The organism is Nocardiopsis coralliicola, assembly GCF_054779695.1.
This window is the reverse complement of sequence record NZ_BAAGXT010000004.1, coordinates 180,638-194,724: the sequence shown is the minus strand read 5'-3', so window position 1 is coordinate 194,724 and position 14,087 is coordinate 180,638. Positions and strand designations below refer to the sequence as shown.

Here is a 14,087-nt window from a genome sequence, read left to right as displayed (position 1 = left end):
CGGAAGGGGGCCGTGCTGCACGCGGACGCGGACACGGCCACCCATGGCTGCACCCGCGGCATCGCGCGGCGCGGCGGCCTGGAGATCCGCAGCCGCACGGAGGCAGCGGAGGACCCGGAAGCCCCGGGTCCTCCGCCTCGCCGGGCAGGGGCAGCGCAGTGGTGCCGCCGTCAGCGGGGGCCGGCTACCGGGCGGCCTCGGGAGAGGGCGCCCGGTAGCCGGCCGGGCGGTGGCGGGCGATCGGGTTCTGCAGGGTGCCGACGAGCTGGAGGGCTCCGGCCGGGTCCTGCAGATCCACCATCTGCTTGTTGTTGCGCAGCTGGAGGCGGTTTAGGCAGGAGAGGGCGAACTCGTCGGTGAACAGCGAGTCGCGCTCGAACCGGTCGGCCAGCTCGGGGACGGAGTCCTGGTAGCCGGCCACGCACTGGGCCACGACCGCCCAGAAGTCGTCCTCGCCCAGTACGCCCTGGTCGGCGAGGATCCCGTTGAGGAACCGCAGGAAGCAGTCGAAGACGTCGGTCAGCAGCGACAGCAGCCGCATGTCCTCGGGGACCTCGGCGCGGATGCGCTCCACCGCCGGCGGCAGGGGAGAGTCCGGGCTCATCACCGCGATCTCTTCGGCGATGTCCTTGAGCAGGACGCGCTGCGGGACTCCGTCGCGCAGGACCAGGATGACGTTCTCGCCGTGCGGCATGAACACCAGGTCGTGGGCGTAGTAGGAGTGCAGCAGCGGCACGAGGTAGGCGTCGAGGTAGCGGCGCAGCCACACGGCCGGCTGCAGCCCGGACTCCGCGATCAGCGCGGCCGCCAGCGAGCTGCCCTCGGCGTCAGTGTGCAGGAGCGAGGCCATCGTCGCCAAGCGCTCGCCCTCCCCGAGCCGCGGCACCGGGCTCTCGCGCCACAGCGCCGCGAGCATCTTCAGGTACGGCGACCCCTTCTGGGCGGCCCGCGCGTAGTGGTCGGAGCGGTAGCCCACCGCGGCGCGCTCGCGCAGCACCTCCACCCGCGTCGACGCCAGAACCGGATCGCCCGCCACCAGCTCGGCGAGCCAGTCGTTGATGGCGGGCGTGGCCTCCATGTAGTCGGCCGAGAGGCCGCGCAGGAATCCCATGTTCAGCACCGACAGCGCCGTCTTGACGTAGTGCCGCTCCGGCGCGGAGGCGTTGAAGAAGGTCCGGATGGACTGCTGGGCCAGGTAGTCGTCGGGGGCGTGGCCCAGGCACACCAGGTCGCGGCGGGCCACGTCGGCGGCGAAGGTGACCGCCAGGCGGTTCCACCACTGCCACGGGTGCACCGGGATCAGGTGGTAGTCGGCCGGGTCCAGGCCGAGGTCGCGGAGCTGGCCGTCGAAGGACGCCAGCACCTGGGGTCCCAGCTCGTCGAGGAGCAGGCGCTCCCGGTCGGTGTCGGCCGAACACGAGAAGCGGGAGTGCTGCCGGCGTGCCGCCACCCAGACGAGGCGGACGCGCGAGGAGGTCTCCGGGGCGAAGGCCGCGTACTCCGCCGCGCCGAAGCCGAGGCGCCCGTTGTTGGCCACGAAGCAGGGGTGCCCCTCGGTCATGCCGGCCTCGATCTCCTGGAACCCGGCGCGGGCGAGCTCGGCGGCGCTGCGCTGCCGGCCGGCCATGCGGTAGGCGCTGCTGGCCAGCGTGCTGGTGATCTCCTCCAGGTAGAGGGGCAGGACCTCGCCGCTGATACCGAGCGACCGCTGCAGGTCCAGGATCAGGTCGAGGACGTCCAGCGGCAGCTCCGTTCCGGTGCTGTCGGTGCGCCGGATGCTGTCGGCCTCGATGCTCCAGTGGTCCAGCGCCCGCTTCCGGGCCGCGAACCGGTAGTGCACGCTGCCGTCGTCGCTGCTGACCCGGTAGTGCCCGGCGCCGTCCGGAGCGGGCTCCAGCAGCCGCTCGTGGGAGAACTCCGCCAGGGCCTTGCGGACCAGGAGGCGGTTGGCGCGCTCCCACCGCTGCGGGGTCAGGTGCGCGGCTGCGTCGTGCGGCGCGGCGCCGTAAGGGCGGGTGGCGGAGCGGGGGTCCTGCTCGCCGCTGAGGTCCTGAGCGCTGACGCTCATCGCGGGTCCCTTCCAGTGGTCGGGTCGGGTGCTGTGGCGGTGCGGAACTGCTCGCGGCTGCAGAAGCTGAGCAGGGCCTCCTTGCCGTGCAGGGCCACGGTGCGGTCCACCTCGAAGCCCACCGCGGCGTTGAGCGCGTGCACCGGGCGGTTGCGCGCGTCCGGCTCGACCACGACCCGGTCGGTGCCGGGGTCGGCGAAGGCCAGTTCCATCACCGTGGTGATCACGGCCCGGGTGAACCCGGAGACCGGGGCGTCGGTGTGCGGCACCAGGAAGTGCATTCCGGTGTCCCCGGGGCGGACCGCGTAGTGACCGGCCAGCTCGCTGCGGCCGGGGTCGTAAAGCTCGGCGAGGAACCGGGGCTCGCCCCGCCATTCGCCGATATAGGCCTGCTCGTGCGGGGAGGCGGCTCCGGCGCGGAACTGGCGGGCGATGTCGTCGGAACTCGCCTCGGTCAGCAGCCAGAACGCGGCCTTGGGGTGGGTGAGCCAGCGCACCAGGAGGGGCAGGTCGGCGTCGGCGTCGAGCGGCCGGACCCGGAGCTCTCCGAGGGCGGGGTCGGTGCGGGTGAACACCGGCGCGGGGCTCTGCGGCGGAGGGGTGCTCATCGTCCGGGCACCTCCGCCGGTGCGCCGCCGGCCGCGGGCGCCGCCAGGCCGGCGGGTTCCCCCGGCTCCGCAGCGCTGCCGGGGGCGCCGAACTCCTGGAAGGCGATCGACTCCTCGACGGGGTAGGGCTCCCGGCCCAGCATCGCCCGCAGGATGCAGGAGTTGCGGTAGGCCCCCATGCCGAGGTCGGGGGAGACGAACCCGTGGGTGTGCAGCTCGGCGTTTTGCACGTAGACCGCGCCGGCCTGGTCCGCCTCCGGCCCGCGCTCGTGGGCGGCCCGGTCCACGCGGTAGTCGCGCCGCACCGCGAACCGGCCGCTGCCGTCCCAGGCCAGCCGGTCGGCGATCGGGTCCAGGAACGAGGGCACCTGGTAGCGGTACCCGGTCGCCAGCACTAGGCCCTGGGTGGCCAGGGTGAACCCGCGCTCCTGGTCGCCGTTGCGCAGCGCCAGCTCGTACCCGCCCTGCGGGGGGCAGTGCACGCCGGCCACCTCGGTGTTGGCCATCAGGCGCACCGGCGGCGGCCCCACCCTGCTCTTGCGGTACAGCAGGTCGTAGATCGCGTTGATGAGGGCGGAGTCGATGCCCTTGTACAGGTTCGCCTGTGAGCTGACCAGCCGGTCGCGCGCCTCCTGCGGCAGCGCGTGGAAGTGGTCCGCGTACTCCGGAGAGGTCATCTCCAGGGTGAGCTTGGTGTATTCCAGCGGGAAGAACCGCGGCGACCGGGTGACCCAGTTGAGCCGGTATCCGCCGGATCCGGTCCCCTGCAGCAGGTCGTAGAAGATCTCCGCGGCGCTCTGCCCGCTGCCCACGACGGTGACGCTCTCCTTGTCCTGCAGGAGCGGCTTGGCGGGCAGGTACTCCGAACTGTGCACCGCGTCGCCGGGCAGGCCGCGCAGGGCGGGCGGCAGGTAGGGCGGGGTGCCGGTCCCCAGGACCAGCCGCCGCGCCAGGTCCACTCGGGAGGCCCCGGTCGCCGTGGCCGTGCTCCGCACCGCGTACAGCCCGCGCGCGGCGTCGAACTCCACCGACTCGACCCGGTGGCCGAACAGGACCCGGTCGGACAGCTGCCGGGCGACCCAGCGGCAGTAGTCGTTGAACTCCGCGCGCAGCGGATAGAACCGCTCGCGGATGTAGAAGGGGTACAGGCGCCCGGTCGCCTTGAGGAAGTTGAGGAAGGAGAACCGGGACGTGGGGTCGGCGAGTGTGACCAGGTCGGACATGAACGGGGTCTGGAGCTCCGCGTCATCGAGCATCATCCCGCTGTGCCACGAGAACTCCGGCTTGTCGTCCAGGAACACGCCGTCGAGCTCGGGGACGGGGTCGCTGAGCGCCGCCAGCCCGAGGTTGAACGGGCCCGCGCCGATGGCGGCGAAGTCGCGGACCCGGTCTGCGGCGGCGGCCGGGGCGGCCGGGCTGTGCGGGCTTTCGGTCACTGGTGGCTCCCGTGGGGTGCGGAGGCGGACGCGCCGGGCACGGCTGCCGCCGTGGTGTCCGGCGCCGGCGCGCCGTGCTCGCGCACGAAGCGCTCGGCGTGCGCGGCGAGCAGGTCGAGGACGGTGCTGATGTCCTGCGCGGTGGTCTTCGGGTTGAGCAGGGTGAACTTCAGGTAGGGGCGCCCGCCCACCGTCGTGCGGGCGACGAAGGCGGCCCCCGAGTCCAGCAGTGCTTCCCGCGCATAGCGGTTGGCGGCGTCGGCCAGCCCCGGGTCGGTGCCGGGGAAGTCGCACCGGAACACCAGCGTGCTCAGCGTGGGCCTGGTGACGACCGTGAACCGCGGGTCCCGGTCGAGCAGCTGGTACCCCTCGGCCGCGAGGTCCAGCACCTGGTCGAAGAGCGCCCCGACGGCATCGGCGCCCATGACCCGCAGCGTCAGCCAGAGCTTGAGCGCGTCGAAGCGGCGCGTGGTCTGCAGGCTCTTGTCGACCTGGTTCGGCGACAGGATCGGCGTGCTGCCGTCCGACCGGGAGTTGAGGTAGTCGGCGTGGTAGGTGACGTGGCGCAGGGCGGTGCCGTCCCGCACGACCAGGGCGCTGGAGCTGACCGGCTGGAAGAAGGACTTGTGGAAGTCCACCGTCACCGAGTCCGCGCGCTCGATGCTGCTCAGCAGGTGGCGGTGGCGGGAGACGAGGAGTCCGCATCCGTAGGCGGCGTCGACGTGCAGCCACACCCCGTTCCGGGAGCAGAGCTCGGCGATCTGCGGCAGCGGGTCGATGCTGCCGAAGTCGGTGGTGCCGGCGGTGGCGACCACGGCCACGGGGACCAGGTCCTCGGCCGCGCAGCGCTTGAGCTCGGCGGCGAGCGCGTCCGGCCGCATGCGGCGCCGGTCGTCGCACTCCACCGAGACCACCGATTCGTAGCCCAGGCCCAGCAGGGCGGCCGACTTGGCCACGCTGAAGTGCCCGACTTCCGAGGTCAGGATGCGCATGCGCGGAATGAGCTCGGCGAGCCGGCCGCCGCCGCCCGCGCGCTGGTGCGCCTCGTCCCGGGCCAGCAGCAGGGCCTGCAGGTTGGACTGGCTGCCGCCGCTGGTGAAGACGCCGTCGGCGGCCGGGCCGAAGCCGATCTGCTCGCAGGTCCACTCGACCATGCGCTGCTCGATGAGGGTGCCGCCCGCGCTCTGGTCCCAGGTGTCCAGCGACGAGTTGACCGCGGAGAGGACGGACTCGCCCATCAGCGCGGGAAGGACCACCGGGCAGTTGAGGTGCCCCATGTAGCGCGGGTGGTGGAAGTAGACGGCGTCGTCCAGGTAGAGGCGCTCGAGCTCCTCGAGTGCCGCTGTGGAATCGCCGAGCGGGCGCTGGAGGTCGATCTCGGCCATGCCGCCGCGCAGATCCTCGGCGGTGGCGCCGGTCAGCGGTTGCTGGACGGTTGCGATGCGGTGCGCGACGCGGCGGCTGGCCTCCCGCGTGAGGTCGCTGTAGCGCTCGGCGCTCGCCGCGTCCAGCAGATAGGTGCGCGGGTCGGGGGGAGCGGTCGGCGCCGGCGGCTCCGCGGAGCGGTTGTCCTGGATGGGCCGCGCAAGCGGACTCATCGGTGATCCTCCTGGTACCGGGGACACGGGCGGTAGGAAGGCGCAGGTGCGCGAACCAATAGAAAACGGTGCACACGAGCACTTTGGGGGATGAAGTGCCTGCGAACCAAGGGGAGGCTAACCTAATCTCGACTGATCGTACAGGGCGTGACTCCTGGCACTCGGGGACGGGTCCATTGCGCTGTGTAGCCGACCGGTGCGGCCGATTCTCCGGTGAGCTGCCCGAAAGGGTCTGGAGTGAATGCGGAGCGTGGCGGGTGGCGCGTTCTTCCCTGGCCTGATGTGGGCGGAGCCTCGTGCTCGGGCGCCGGGGATGTGACCTAGCTCGCCCTGCCTGGGTCCCTCGCCGGCCGCGCCCGGACGCCGCCCGCCCGGCGGTTCCTCCAGGTCCGGTGCGGTCCGCCGCGCGGGGGAGGGCCGGCCGCCGCTGGAGCTGCCCGGTCGGCGGGAGGTATTGCGGTCCTGCCGAACGCAGAAACGGGACCCGGAGAAACCGGATCCCGTGCGGGGTGCGTGTCGGAGCGGCGGGTCTGGGTCTGCGGTCCCGTCTCTTTCAGGCGCCTGGACTGCGGCCGTCGCGCCTTCCGGCGGCGATGGCGGCGAACGCGGCGCCGAGGGCGCCGGAGACCGACGAGGGCTGGCCGAGGTAGCCGTTCACCATCGCGCCGTCGCGCGCGATCACCAGCTGCCGCGCTGTGGCGGCGGGGTCGTCCGCCCCGGCCTCTGCGGCGATGCCGGCGAACGCGTCGAGCAGCCAGGTGCGGTGGGCGGCGACGGTGGTCCGGACCGGGTCCTCGCCGTCCGGGAACTCCGCCGCGGCGTTGATGAACGAGCAGCCGCGGAAGCCCGGGCTGCAGCTCGCGCGGCCGATCCCGTCGGCGAGTGCGCGCAGCGAGCCCAGGGGGTCGCCCGGGCGGCGCACGCTTTCCATCCACTCCCGCTCGGCGGCGGCCTGCTCTTCGAGATAGGCCACGACGAGGCTGCTCTTCGTGCGGAAGTGGCGGTAGAAGGTGACCTTCGTGATGCCGACCTGTTCGATGATCCGGTCGGCGCTCGTGGCGCGGATTCCGTGGGTGTAGAACAGGTCGCTCGCCGCGGCGAGGATCCGCGCGCGCGTGGCCGGCCCCGAGGACGGGCGCTTCGCCGGCTCGGCGGTGTCGGCGTGCATGGATCTCCCCGGATGTCGTAGGGCTGGTTGCGCCAGCGTCGCAGGCAGTCTATGTTCGCTCCATGTAGACGAACTAGTAACTCTACATCGACTAACCGGAGGATCCACCATGTCCGCACCCGTGTACACCACCGTCGCGACCTCGAGCGGCGGCGGTCGCGCCGGAGGGCGCGCCGTGACCGACGACGGCCTGCTCGACGTCACCCTCGCCATCCCGAAGTCCATGGGCGGGCCGGGCGGCGCGACCAACCCCGAGCAGCTGTTCGCGGCCGGCTGGGCGTCGTGCTTCCACTCGGCACTGAAGATGGTCGCCGCGCAGCGCAAGGAGAAGCTGGCCGACTCCACCGTGGCCGCCGAGGTCTCGATCTCCGCTACGGAGGCCGGCGGGTACGCCCTCAGCGCCGAGCTGCGGGTACACATCGGCGGCCTCGCGCCCGAAGCAGCGGAAAGCCTCACCGCGGCCGCGCACGAAGTGTGCCCCTACTCGGTCGCCACCCGCGGCAACATCGCGGTCACCGTCACCACCACCGTCGCCTGACCGGGCTGCTCCGCGCTGCCCGTGCCCCCCGCGGTAGCGGGGAGCGCGGGCAGGGGAGGCCGGGGGTGCTATCCCGCCGGCTCCCGCTGCACCCTTCCCTCGCGCACCCACACGACCGCCGTCACCGCCAGAACGAAGACGGCCGGGATGGCCAGATGCGGTCCCCCTGCGCCGGCGGTGCGTTCCACCGAGAAACCGCCCCCGCCCGCGAGGAACGCGTTCAGCAGCGCTGTGAAGGTGTTGTTGGCGATGTGGAACGCGATCGGTGCTTCCAATCCCCGGCTGCGGATGGCCATCACGGCCGTGGTGAGGCCGAGGAAGACGTGGTAGCCGAACAGCCACGGATCCGACGCGAAATGCGCGGCGGCGAACACGAAGCTGGAGACCACCGCTCCCAGGGCCAGCGCGAGCCGTTCCGGGCGCACCCACGCCGCGACGGCCGGCATCACCGCACCGCGGAACATCAGCTCTTCCGCTGCCGCCGTCAGCGGGGTGGTCAGGGCAATGACCGCGACCAGGGCGATCGTGGTGCCGGTGAGGCCGAAACCCACCCAGGGGGTGTGGTCGGCGGCGAAGACCGCCAATCCCGCATTGCCGAGAACGGTGCAGGCGAGCGCCCAGAGCAGGTAGACGCCGAGCCGGCGGCGGTCGAATCCCCGCGGGTAGCTCAGCACGGCCCGCCACGGAACCTTCGCCAGCCACGCGATGAGCGGAACCGAGAGCACGCCGGTCGCGCTCATGCTGAGGTTCACGGCGAGCAGCTGCAGCGGAGTGACCGTTTCCGACTGGCCGCCGCTGCTGCCCTCGATCGCCTCCGCTGCCTGGAACAGGGCGATCTGCAGGATGATCATCGCGATCGGCGGGACGGCGATCACGGCGATCGGCTTCCACCAGCTCAGTGAGAGGTGTGCCCCGAAGCGCCGTGCGGCGGCGCCGTCGGCCGGTGAATTCATTGTGGTCTCCCCATCGTCGGTGCGCCATCGGAGTGCAGCGCCGGCAGCCCCGCTAGTACGGCGTACTAGTACGCTATACTAGTGGCGATGGGGAGGTCTCCATGAATGCTCGACCGCCGATCGGTACCCGCGAGCGGATCCTCGCCGCAGCTGCGGCGATCCTCGCCGAGGACGGCGTCACCGCTCGGCTGAGCGTGCGGGCTGTTGCTGCCCGCGCCGGGGTGAGCATCGGCTCGATGCGCCACCACTTCCCCACCCAGCAGCAGCTCAGGGACGAGGTGATGGGCCGGATCGGCGAGTGGATCGCCCCGGCCGAGGAGATACGTGACACGGCGCTGCCGGCGTCCGAGCGCCTCCTGGGCGGCCTTCGCCAGATCCTCGCCCGGGCCGGCGCCGGCCAGCAGGCGCGCGATGCCCTGGCCGCCACCGTCGGCACTTTCGTCACCGCCGAGCAGACGCCGGAGGTCCGCGAGGCCTACCTGTCCGTCGAGAACGACGGCCAGCGCCGCATCGAGGGATGGCTCTCCACCCTGGCCGGTGAAGGGTTCCTCCCGCAGTCCGAAGTGCCCCGCCGTGCCCGCTTCCTCGGAACCGTCCTCAACGGCCTCGCCCTGCAGCGGGCGCTGCCCGCGATCGACGCGCTCCCGCAGGCCGAGGAGGAGGCGCTCGCTATCGCGGTGTCCGCGGTCCTCCAGGGGGCGCCGGGCGCAGGATGACCGCTGCCCGGCCGACGTCCCCGGCCCCTGCGGCCGGGCTTCCGCTGCCACCGCCCGGCTGCGGCACCTGCCCCGTCCGCCCGGTCCGGGCGGACGGGGCGCCGGTAGGGGACAGGGCGGCCGGTGCCACCCCTTGCGGCCGGCGGCGGGGCGTTCAGCAGGGGCCGGGCCCCACGGCCGATCGGACCAGCGCTGCCAGTCCTTGCTCCAGGCGCTCCTCGGGCCAGTCGCCGAGGTGCTCGACCAGGTCGCTGCGGACCGCGGCGAGAAGGGCGTGGGCGAGGAAGCCGGCGGCCTCGGGGCCGCGTGCCTCGGAGATGAGTTCTTCGAGGCGGGCGTGGAGGCGGCCGTAACTGGGGTTGGTGTAGGGGCTGGCGCCTCCCATGTTCTCGAGTGCGCGGGTCAGCGTCCGGTTCTCGACCTTGAACCGGAGCAGCGCGCGCATGAGCCGGGCGATGTTCTCCGCCGCGGTGCGGTCGCGGTCGCCCTCCACGGCCGCGTGCAACTGCTGCGTCCGCTCCTCGTACAGCTCCTGGATCAGCCCGGCGCGGTCGCCGAAGTGCCGGAACAGCGTCCCCTTGCCGACGCCGGCCGCGGCGGTGATGTCGTCCATCGACACCCGGTCCGGGTCCTGCGCAGCATCGAAGAGCTGTCCGGCCGCACGCAGTACGGCCTCCCGGTTGCGCGCGGCGTCTGCACGCACGGAGCCACCCCCTTGTAAGCGGACTGTTGGTCCGTTAAATTAATCGGACTGACGGTCCGAATCATAGCGTGGCCGGACCCCCGACCATGAAGGGCACACCTATGCCGAGTGATCCCGTTGAGGTTTTCCGCCAGGGCATGGAACTCCTCCTCGACAAGGACATGGCCGGCTTCATCGGCCTGTTCGCCGACGATGCGGTCATGGAGTTCCCCTTCGCTCCACCGGGCCGCCCCGACCGACTGGAGGGGAGCGCGGCCGTGCACGACTACCTGGTCGGCTATCCGGAGTGGCTCGACGTCCGCCGCATCACGGACAGCACCGTGCACCAGACGCACGACCCGCAGGTCATCGTCGCGGAGTTCGCCGCCGAAGGAGTGGTGGTCGCCTCCGGTGAGCCGTACCAGGCGCGCTACATCACCGTCCTGACGATCCAGGACGGGCGCATCGTCCACTTCCGCGACTACTGGAGCCCCCTGACGTTCTTCGAGGTGGCCGGCGAAGGGAGCCCGGCATGAACACCCTCGTCATCGGCGGCACCGGAACCACCGGCAGCCGTGTCGCCCGGAAACTCGGCGAGCAGGGCGCTAGGGCGCGCATCGCCAGCAGGAGCGGTGGCCCCGGCCGCGTGCGCTTCGACTGGCACGACCCCGCGACGCACGGCACCGCCCTGGCGGGCGCGGACGCCGTCTACCTGATTGCTCCGATCGGCGAAGCCGACCCGGAGCCCCTCATGGTGCCGTTCCTCAAACGCGCCGTGCGGGAGGGCGTCCGCCGCGCCGTCCTGCTCAGCGCATCGGCCGTCGAACCGGGCGCGCCCGGCCTCGGTGCCGTCCACGAGCACGTGCGCGGCCTCTTCGCCGAGTGGGCGGTGCTGCGGCCGTCGTGGTTCATTGACAACTTCACCGGCGACCACCTGCATGCCCGGACCGCCCGGGAATCCGGGGAGATCGTCAGCGCGACGGGGGAGGGCCGCGTCGCTTTCGTGGCCGCCGAGGACATCGCGGATGTGGCCGTCGCGGCGCTCACCGCTCTCCGGCCGCACAACACCGACCACATCATCACCGGCCCCGAGGCACTGAGCTACGCCGATGTCGCGGCGGCCCTCGGCGACGCCACCGGCCGGCCGGTGCGGCACCGCTCCGTGAGTACGACCGAGCTGGCCGGTCGGTGGACCGAGTGGGGGATGCCGGCGGCGTTCGCCCGCCTCCTCGCCGGCCTCGACGCCGCGGTCGCAGCCGGTGCGGAGGACCGGACCACCTCCGTCGTCGCCGACGTGACCGGCCGCGCGCCGCGGTCGCTCCGCACCGAGATCGCAGCCGCGCACCGCCGCCAGGGGCACTGACCGGCAGTGCCCCTGGCGCGCAGAGCGCCGGGGGCCGCCCGGCCGCCGCGCAGCCCGCTCGGACCCCCTGTGCTGCGCGCCCCGGAAATCGGCCCCCTCGCCGAGCGGAGCAGAGCAGCCACCGAGGCCACGCCGGGGGCTGCGGCAGGGTGGACGGCGCCGCGACCGGCCGGCGCCGGCGAGCGTGCTGGAGGCGCCTCGGCGGTGTGCGGACTCCGGTCCGCGGGTGGCCGCGGACCGGAGTCCCTGTGTGCCGGTGGCGGGGCCAGGGGCGCTGAGGGCCCGGGTTCTCCCGTCGGGACCCCAAATGTCAACCAAGTGGTTGAGGATTGCGGTGTCCGGGAGTAGCGTCGGTGTTGTCAACCAGGAAGTTGAAGAAAGGGTCTGATGGCAGACCGGCTCTCCCGGGTGCTGGCGGCGCTGGCCGATCCGACGCGGCGGGACATCGTGGCGCGGCTGGCAGTGGGCGACGTGACGGTGGGGGCGCTGGCCGAGCCCTACGACGTGAGTGTGCAGGCGGTCTCGAAGCACGTGAAGGTGCTGGAGGAGGCTGGACTGGTCTCGCGGCGCGGGGCGACGCGGCGCAGCGCGGTCCACCTTGAGGCGGGCGGGCTTGAGCTGATGGCCGGCTGGGTGGAGCGGTATCGGCAGCAGGCCGAGGAGCGCTACCGCCGGCTGGATGCGGTCCTCGCTGACGTCGAGGTCGCAGAGGCAGCGCCTGTGCAGTCAGACCCGGACGGCCCGAGCGGCCGGGAGGCAGGGGGACCATGAGCACCGCATTCACCGAAGCTGCCATCGAGGCCGATCCGGACGTGCCGGCCATCAGCATCACCCGCGACTTCGCCGCACCGCCGGAGCGGGTGCTGCGCGCACACACCGACCCGGCGCTGTTCGCGCAGTGGGTCGGGCCGGTCGGCATGGATACGCGCATCACCGAGTGGGACGCCCGCGACGGCGGCGCGTGGAGTTATGTCTCCGCCCGCGACGGCGAGGAGTACGCGTTCCGCGGCTGCTTCCACCGGATCACCGCCGACACGATCGTGCAGACCTTCTCCTACCAGGGCGCACCGGACGACGTTGCCCTGGAGACGCTGCACGTCGACGACCTGGGCGGCGGGCGCAGCCGGCTGCGCACCCGGTCGCTCGTCGACTCCTTCGAGCTGCGCGATGCCTGGCTGCGCAGCGGGATGGAGAAGGGGGTCAACGGCGGCTATGCCAAGCTCGACGCACTGCTCGCCGGACCGGCGGGCGCGCCGGCGCAGCGCTTGGCGCCCGCGGGTGGGCAGCGCGTGCCGCTGACCGGGATGGATCCGGCCGAGCGGCACCGCGCGGTCGCCGCGGCCTTCGCCGCGCGGGTCGCGGGGGTGGGCGACTGGTCGGCGCCCGCGCCGGTGCCGGGCTGGTCGGCGCGCGACGTGGTCGGCCACCTCGTGTCCTGGATCCGGGACTTCCTCGCCGTGGGCGGCGTCGAGCTGCCCGCGCTGCCGGAGGGCGTGTCGGTCGCGGCGGACCCGCCCGCCGCGTGGCGCCACCACTCCGAGGCGGTACAGGTGCTGCTCGGCAGCCCCGAGGCGGCGGAGCCGTTCACCCACCCCTACGTCGGCACGTTCGCGCTGGCTGAGGCGGTGGACCGCTTCTACACTGCCGACGTCTTCCAGCACACCTGGGACCTGGCCCGCGCCACTGGGCAGGACGACGGGCTCGACCCCGGCTTCTGCGCGGAGCTGCTGGACGGCATGCGCGCGATGGAGGGGGTGCTGCGCTCCTCCGGCCAGTTCGGCGCCGCGGTGCCCGTTGCCGACGATGCGCCCGTGCAGGAGCAGCTGATCGGCTTCATCGGGCGCGACCCGGCGTGGCGGCCGACTGCGCGGTAGCGCGCGGCCCCGCTGCGGTGAACCGCTGGGGGCGCGGCGGCGCGGCGGCAGCGGAGACCGGGCGCCCGCCGCCAGCCGTCCCGCTCGGATACCCCCCCGGTGCGGGCCTTCGCGCGGCAACGGGCGGAAAACCGCTTGAGCCCGCGCTCCCCGCCGGCCTAGAGTGCCTGCGGCATACCGCCCGTGAAGACTGAGGACGGATCCGCTTGACCCCGCCTGCTCTGTAACCCTGACACCTTTTCGCGCGTTCAACTGCCGGCTCTGAGGCCGCGGCCCCCTGGCCGCCGGCCCGCTCCGCCGACCCTGAGGTCGGCACCGGGGAGCCGGCCCGCCGGGCTGCCCTTGCGCGCCCGGTCGCTCCCGCGTTCGAGGCCGCGCGCAAACGGCCTCGTGTCAGGTCGAAAGAGCTATGTCTGCACAATCCCATACCCATCTGCCCTGGACCGTCCGCCGGGCCGGGCTGCCGCGCCTGTCGCTGCGGTGCCGCGACTGCCGGTACGGCTCCGCCACGCCGGGCGCGGGCCGGTTCCGCGTCAACGCCAACGGCAAGCGGCTCGACGTGTGGCTGCTGGTCCGCTGCGTCGCCTGCGACCGGACCCGCAAGATCACCGTGCACGAGCGCACCCCCGTCGCCTCGCTTGATCCGGCCGCGCTCGACGGCTACCACGTCAGCGCCCCGGAGGCGGTGGCGACCGCGCTGCTCGACCCGCTGATCGCGCGGCGCAACCGGTTCGCCCTGGACTGGTCGGGCGCCTGGCGCCTCGACGCCCCGGCGCCGCCGGCCGGCGGTCCGCCGCCGGGGTACTGGAAGGTCGAATTCCGCGACCCGGTGCCGGTGCGCCCCGGGCTGCTCATCGCCCGCGGCCTCGGCCTCAGCCGCAGCGCGGTCCAGCGCCGCGTCCAGGCCGCCGTGCCGCTGCGCCGCATGAGGAGCACCGGATTCACTTTCACACTGCTGCCGGAGGGGCAGCCGGAGGAACCGGGCCCAGAGCCGGTGCGGGAGGTGGCGCCGCAGGGCTGACGCGCAGCGGTGCCCGCGGGGGGAGCACTTCCCCCGCGGGCACCGCCCCGGCACCTCAGGGA

The 14,087-nt window shown here is 73.0% G+C and carries 14 protein-coding genes; 7 read left to right on the top strand and 7 right to left on the bottom strand.

What is annotated here, in order from left to right; translation table 11 throughout:
- Positions 1 to 184: 184 nt before the first annotated feature.
- The 5 genes from ACYVGT_RS05335 to ACYVGT_RS05315 all read right to left on the bottom strand — a co-directional run bounded on the left by ACYVGT_RS05335 (position 185) and on the right by ACYVGT_RS05315 (position 6,878).
- The gene (locus tag ACYVGT_RS05335; protein ID WP_460855277.1) at positions 185 to 2,068 is read right to left on the bottom strand and encodes an IucA/IucC family protein; all 1,884 of its coding nucleotides are present in this window, start codon (positions 2,066 to 2,068) and stop codon (positions 185 to 187) included.
- The gene (locus ACYVGT_RS05330; protein WP_460855276.1) at positions 2,065 to 2,676 is read right to left on the bottom strand and encodes a GNAT family N-acetyltransferase; all 612 of its coding nucleotides are present in this window, start codon (positions 2,674 to 2,676) and stop codon (positions 2,065 to 2,067) included. The genes ACYVGT_RS05335 and ACYVGT_RS05330 overlap by 4 nt, the downstream gene beginning before the upstream one ends.
- Positions 2,673 to 4,112: a lysine N(6)-hydroxylase/L-ornithine N(5)-oxygenase family protein gene (locus tag ACYVGT_RS05325; protein ID WP_460855275.1), complete on the bottom strand. Its 1,440-nt coding sequence runs from the start codon at positions 4,110 to 4,112 to the stop codon at positions 2,673 to 2,675. Before ACYVGT_RS05325 ends, ACYVGT_RS05330 begins: the two co-directional genes overlap by 4 nt.
- Positions 4,109 to 5,710, bottom strand: a complete 1,602-nt coding sequence (locus ACYVGT_RS05320; RefSeq protein WP_460855274.1) for a pyridoxal phosphate-dependent decarboxylase family protein — start codon at positions 5,708 to 5,710, stop codon at positions 4,109 to 4,111. The genes ACYVGT_RS05325 and ACYVGT_RS05320 overlap by 4 nt, the downstream gene beginning before the upstream one ends.
- A 553-nt stretch (positions 5,711 to 6,263) precedes the next feature.
- The gene (locus ACYVGT_RS05315) at positions 6,264 to 6,878 is read right to left on the bottom strand and encodes a TetR/AcrR family transcriptional regulator (RefSeq protein WP_460855273.1); all 615 of its coding nucleotides are present in this window, start codon (positions 6,876 to 6,878) and stop codon (positions 6,264 to 6,266) included.
- Between the two features lie 109 nt (positions 6,879 to 6,987).
- On the opposite strand from ACYVGT_RS05315, the gene ACYVGT_RS05310 reads away from it, so the two are divergent.
- On the top strand, positions 6,988 to 7,416 hold the full coding sequence (locus tag ACYVGT_RS05310; protein ID WP_460855272.1) for an organic hydroperoxide resistance protein: 429 nt from the start codon (positions 6,988 to 6,990) through the stop codon (positions 7,414 to 7,416).
- Positions 7,417 to 7,484: 68 nt separating this feature from the next.
- Here ACYVGT_RS05310 and ACYVGT_RS05305 read toward each other — a convergent pair whose 3' ends face one another.
- Positions 7,485 to 8,369: a lysostaphin resistance A-like protein gene (locus tag ACYVGT_RS05305; protein ID WP_460855271.1), complete on the bottom strand. Its 885-nt coding sequence runs from the start codon at positions 8,367 to 8,369 to the stop codon at positions 7,485 to 7,487.
- A gap of 101 nt (positions 8,370 to 8,470) precedes the next feature.
- On the opposite strand from ACYVGT_RS05305, the gene ACYVGT_RS05300 reads away from it, so the two are divergent.
- A complete protein-coding gene (locus tag ACYVGT_RS05300; protein WP_460855270.1) occupies positions 8,471 to 9,085 on the top strand; it encodes a TetR/AcrR family transcriptional regulator in 615 nt (204 codons plus the stop codon).
- A 154-nt stretch (positions 9,086 to 9,239) separates the two neighbouring features.
- On the opposite strand, the gene ACYVGT_RS05295 is transcribed toward ACYVGT_RS05300, so the two are convergent.
- A complete protein-coding gene (locus tag ACYVGT_RS05295) occupies positions 9,240 to 9,788 on the bottom strand; it encodes a TetR/AcrR family transcriptional regulator (protein ID WP_460855269.1) in 549 nt (182 codons plus the stop codon).
- A 101-nt stretch (positions 9,789 to 9,889) separates the two neighbouring features.
- Between ACYVGT_RS05295 and ACYVGT_RS05290 the strand changes: the two genes are divergently transcribed.
- From ACYVGT_RS05290 to ACYVGT_RS05270, 5 genes are all read left to right on the top strand, one after another.
- Complete coding sequence (locus ACYVGT_RS05290; protein WP_460855268.1) at positions 9,890 to 10,303, top strand: nuclear transport factor 2 family protein; 414 nt, start codon at positions 9,890 to 9,892, stop codon at positions 10,301 to 10,303.
- Positions 10,300 to 11,130, top strand: a complete 831-nt coding sequence (locus ACYVGT_RS05285) for an NAD(P)H-binding protein (RefSeq protein WP_460855267.1) — start codon at positions 10,300 to 10,302, stop codon at positions 11,128 to 11,130. Before ACYVGT_RS05290 ends, ACYVGT_RS05285 begins: the two co-directional genes overlap by 4 nt.
- Before the next feature lie 387 nt (positions 11,131 to 11,517).
- Positions 11,518 to 11,901 (top strand): ArsR/SmtB family transcription factor, encoded by a 384-nt coding sequence (locus tag ACYVGT_RS05280; RefSeq protein ID WP_460855266.1) that lies wholly within the window; start codon positions 11,518 to 11,520, stop codon positions 11,899 to 11,901.
- The gene (locus ACYVGT_RS05275) at positions 11,898 to 13,004 is read left to right on the top strand and encodes a maleylpyruvate isomerase family mycothiol-dependent enzyme (protein WP_460855265.1); all 1,107 of its coding nucleotides are present in this window, start codon (positions 11,898 to 11,900) and stop codon (positions 13,002 to 13,004) included. Before ACYVGT_RS05280 ends, ACYVGT_RS05275 begins: the two co-directional genes overlap by 4 nt.
- A 409-nt stretch (positions 13,005 to 13,413) precedes the next feature.
- Positions 13,414 to 14,025, top strand: coding sequence for a DUF1062 domain-containing protein (locus tag ACYVGT_RS05270; protein ID WP_460855264.1), 612 nt, complete (start codon positions 13,414 to 13,416; stop codon positions 14,023 to 14,025).
- Positions 14,026 to 14,087: the final 62 nt, after the last annotated feature.

Coding starts and splice junctions, on each gene's coding strand:
- ACYVGT_RS05335 (WP_460855277.1), bottom strand. CDS start 2,068: ATGAGCGTCAGCGCTCAGGACCTCAGCGGCGAGCAGGACCCCCGCTCC.
- ACYVGT_RS05330 (WP_460855276.1), bottom strand. CDS start 2,676: ATGAGCACCCCTCCGCCGCAGAGCCCCGCGCCGGTGTTCACCCGCACC.
- ACYVGT_RS05320 (WP_460855274.1), bottom strand. CDS start 5,710: ATGAGTCCGCTTGCGCGGCCCATCCAGGACAACCGCTCCGCGGAGCCG.
- ACYVGT_RS05315 (WP_460855273.1), bottom strand. CDS start 6,878: ATGCACGCCGACACCGCCGAGCCGGCGAAGCGCCCGTCCTCGGGGCCG.
- ACYVGT_RS05310 (WP_460855272.1), top strand. CDS start 6,988: ATGTCCGCACCCGTGTACACCACCGTCGCGACCTCGAGCGGCGGCGGT.
- ACYVGT_RS05305 (WP_460855271.1), bottom strand. CDS start 8,369: ATGAATTCACCGGCCGACGGCGCCGCCGCACGGCGCTTCGGGGCACAC.
- ACYVGT_RS05300 (WP_460855270.1), top strand. CDS start 8,471: ATGAATGCTCGACCGCCGATCGGTACCCGCGAGCGGATCCTCGCCGCA.
- ACYVGT_RS05290 (WP_460855268.1), top strand. CDS start 9,890: ATGCCGAGTGATCCCGTTGAGGTTTTCCGCCAGGGCATGGAACTCCTC.
- ACYVGT_RS05285 (WP_460855267.1), top strand. CDS start 10,300: ATGAACACCCTCGTCATCGGCGGCACCGGAACCACCGGCAGCCGTGTC.
- ACYVGT_RS05280 (WP_460855266.1), top strand. CDS start 11,518: ATGGCAGACCGGCTCTCCCGGGTGCTGGCGGCGCTGGCCGATCCGACG.
- ACYVGT_RS05275 (WP_460855265.1), top strand. CDS start 11,898: ATGAGCACCGCATTCACCGAAGCTGCCATCGAGGCCGATCCGGACGTG.
- ACYVGT_RS05270 (WP_460855264.1), top strand. CDS start 13,414: ATGTCTGCACAATCCCATACCCATCTGCCCTGGACCGTCCGCCGGGCC.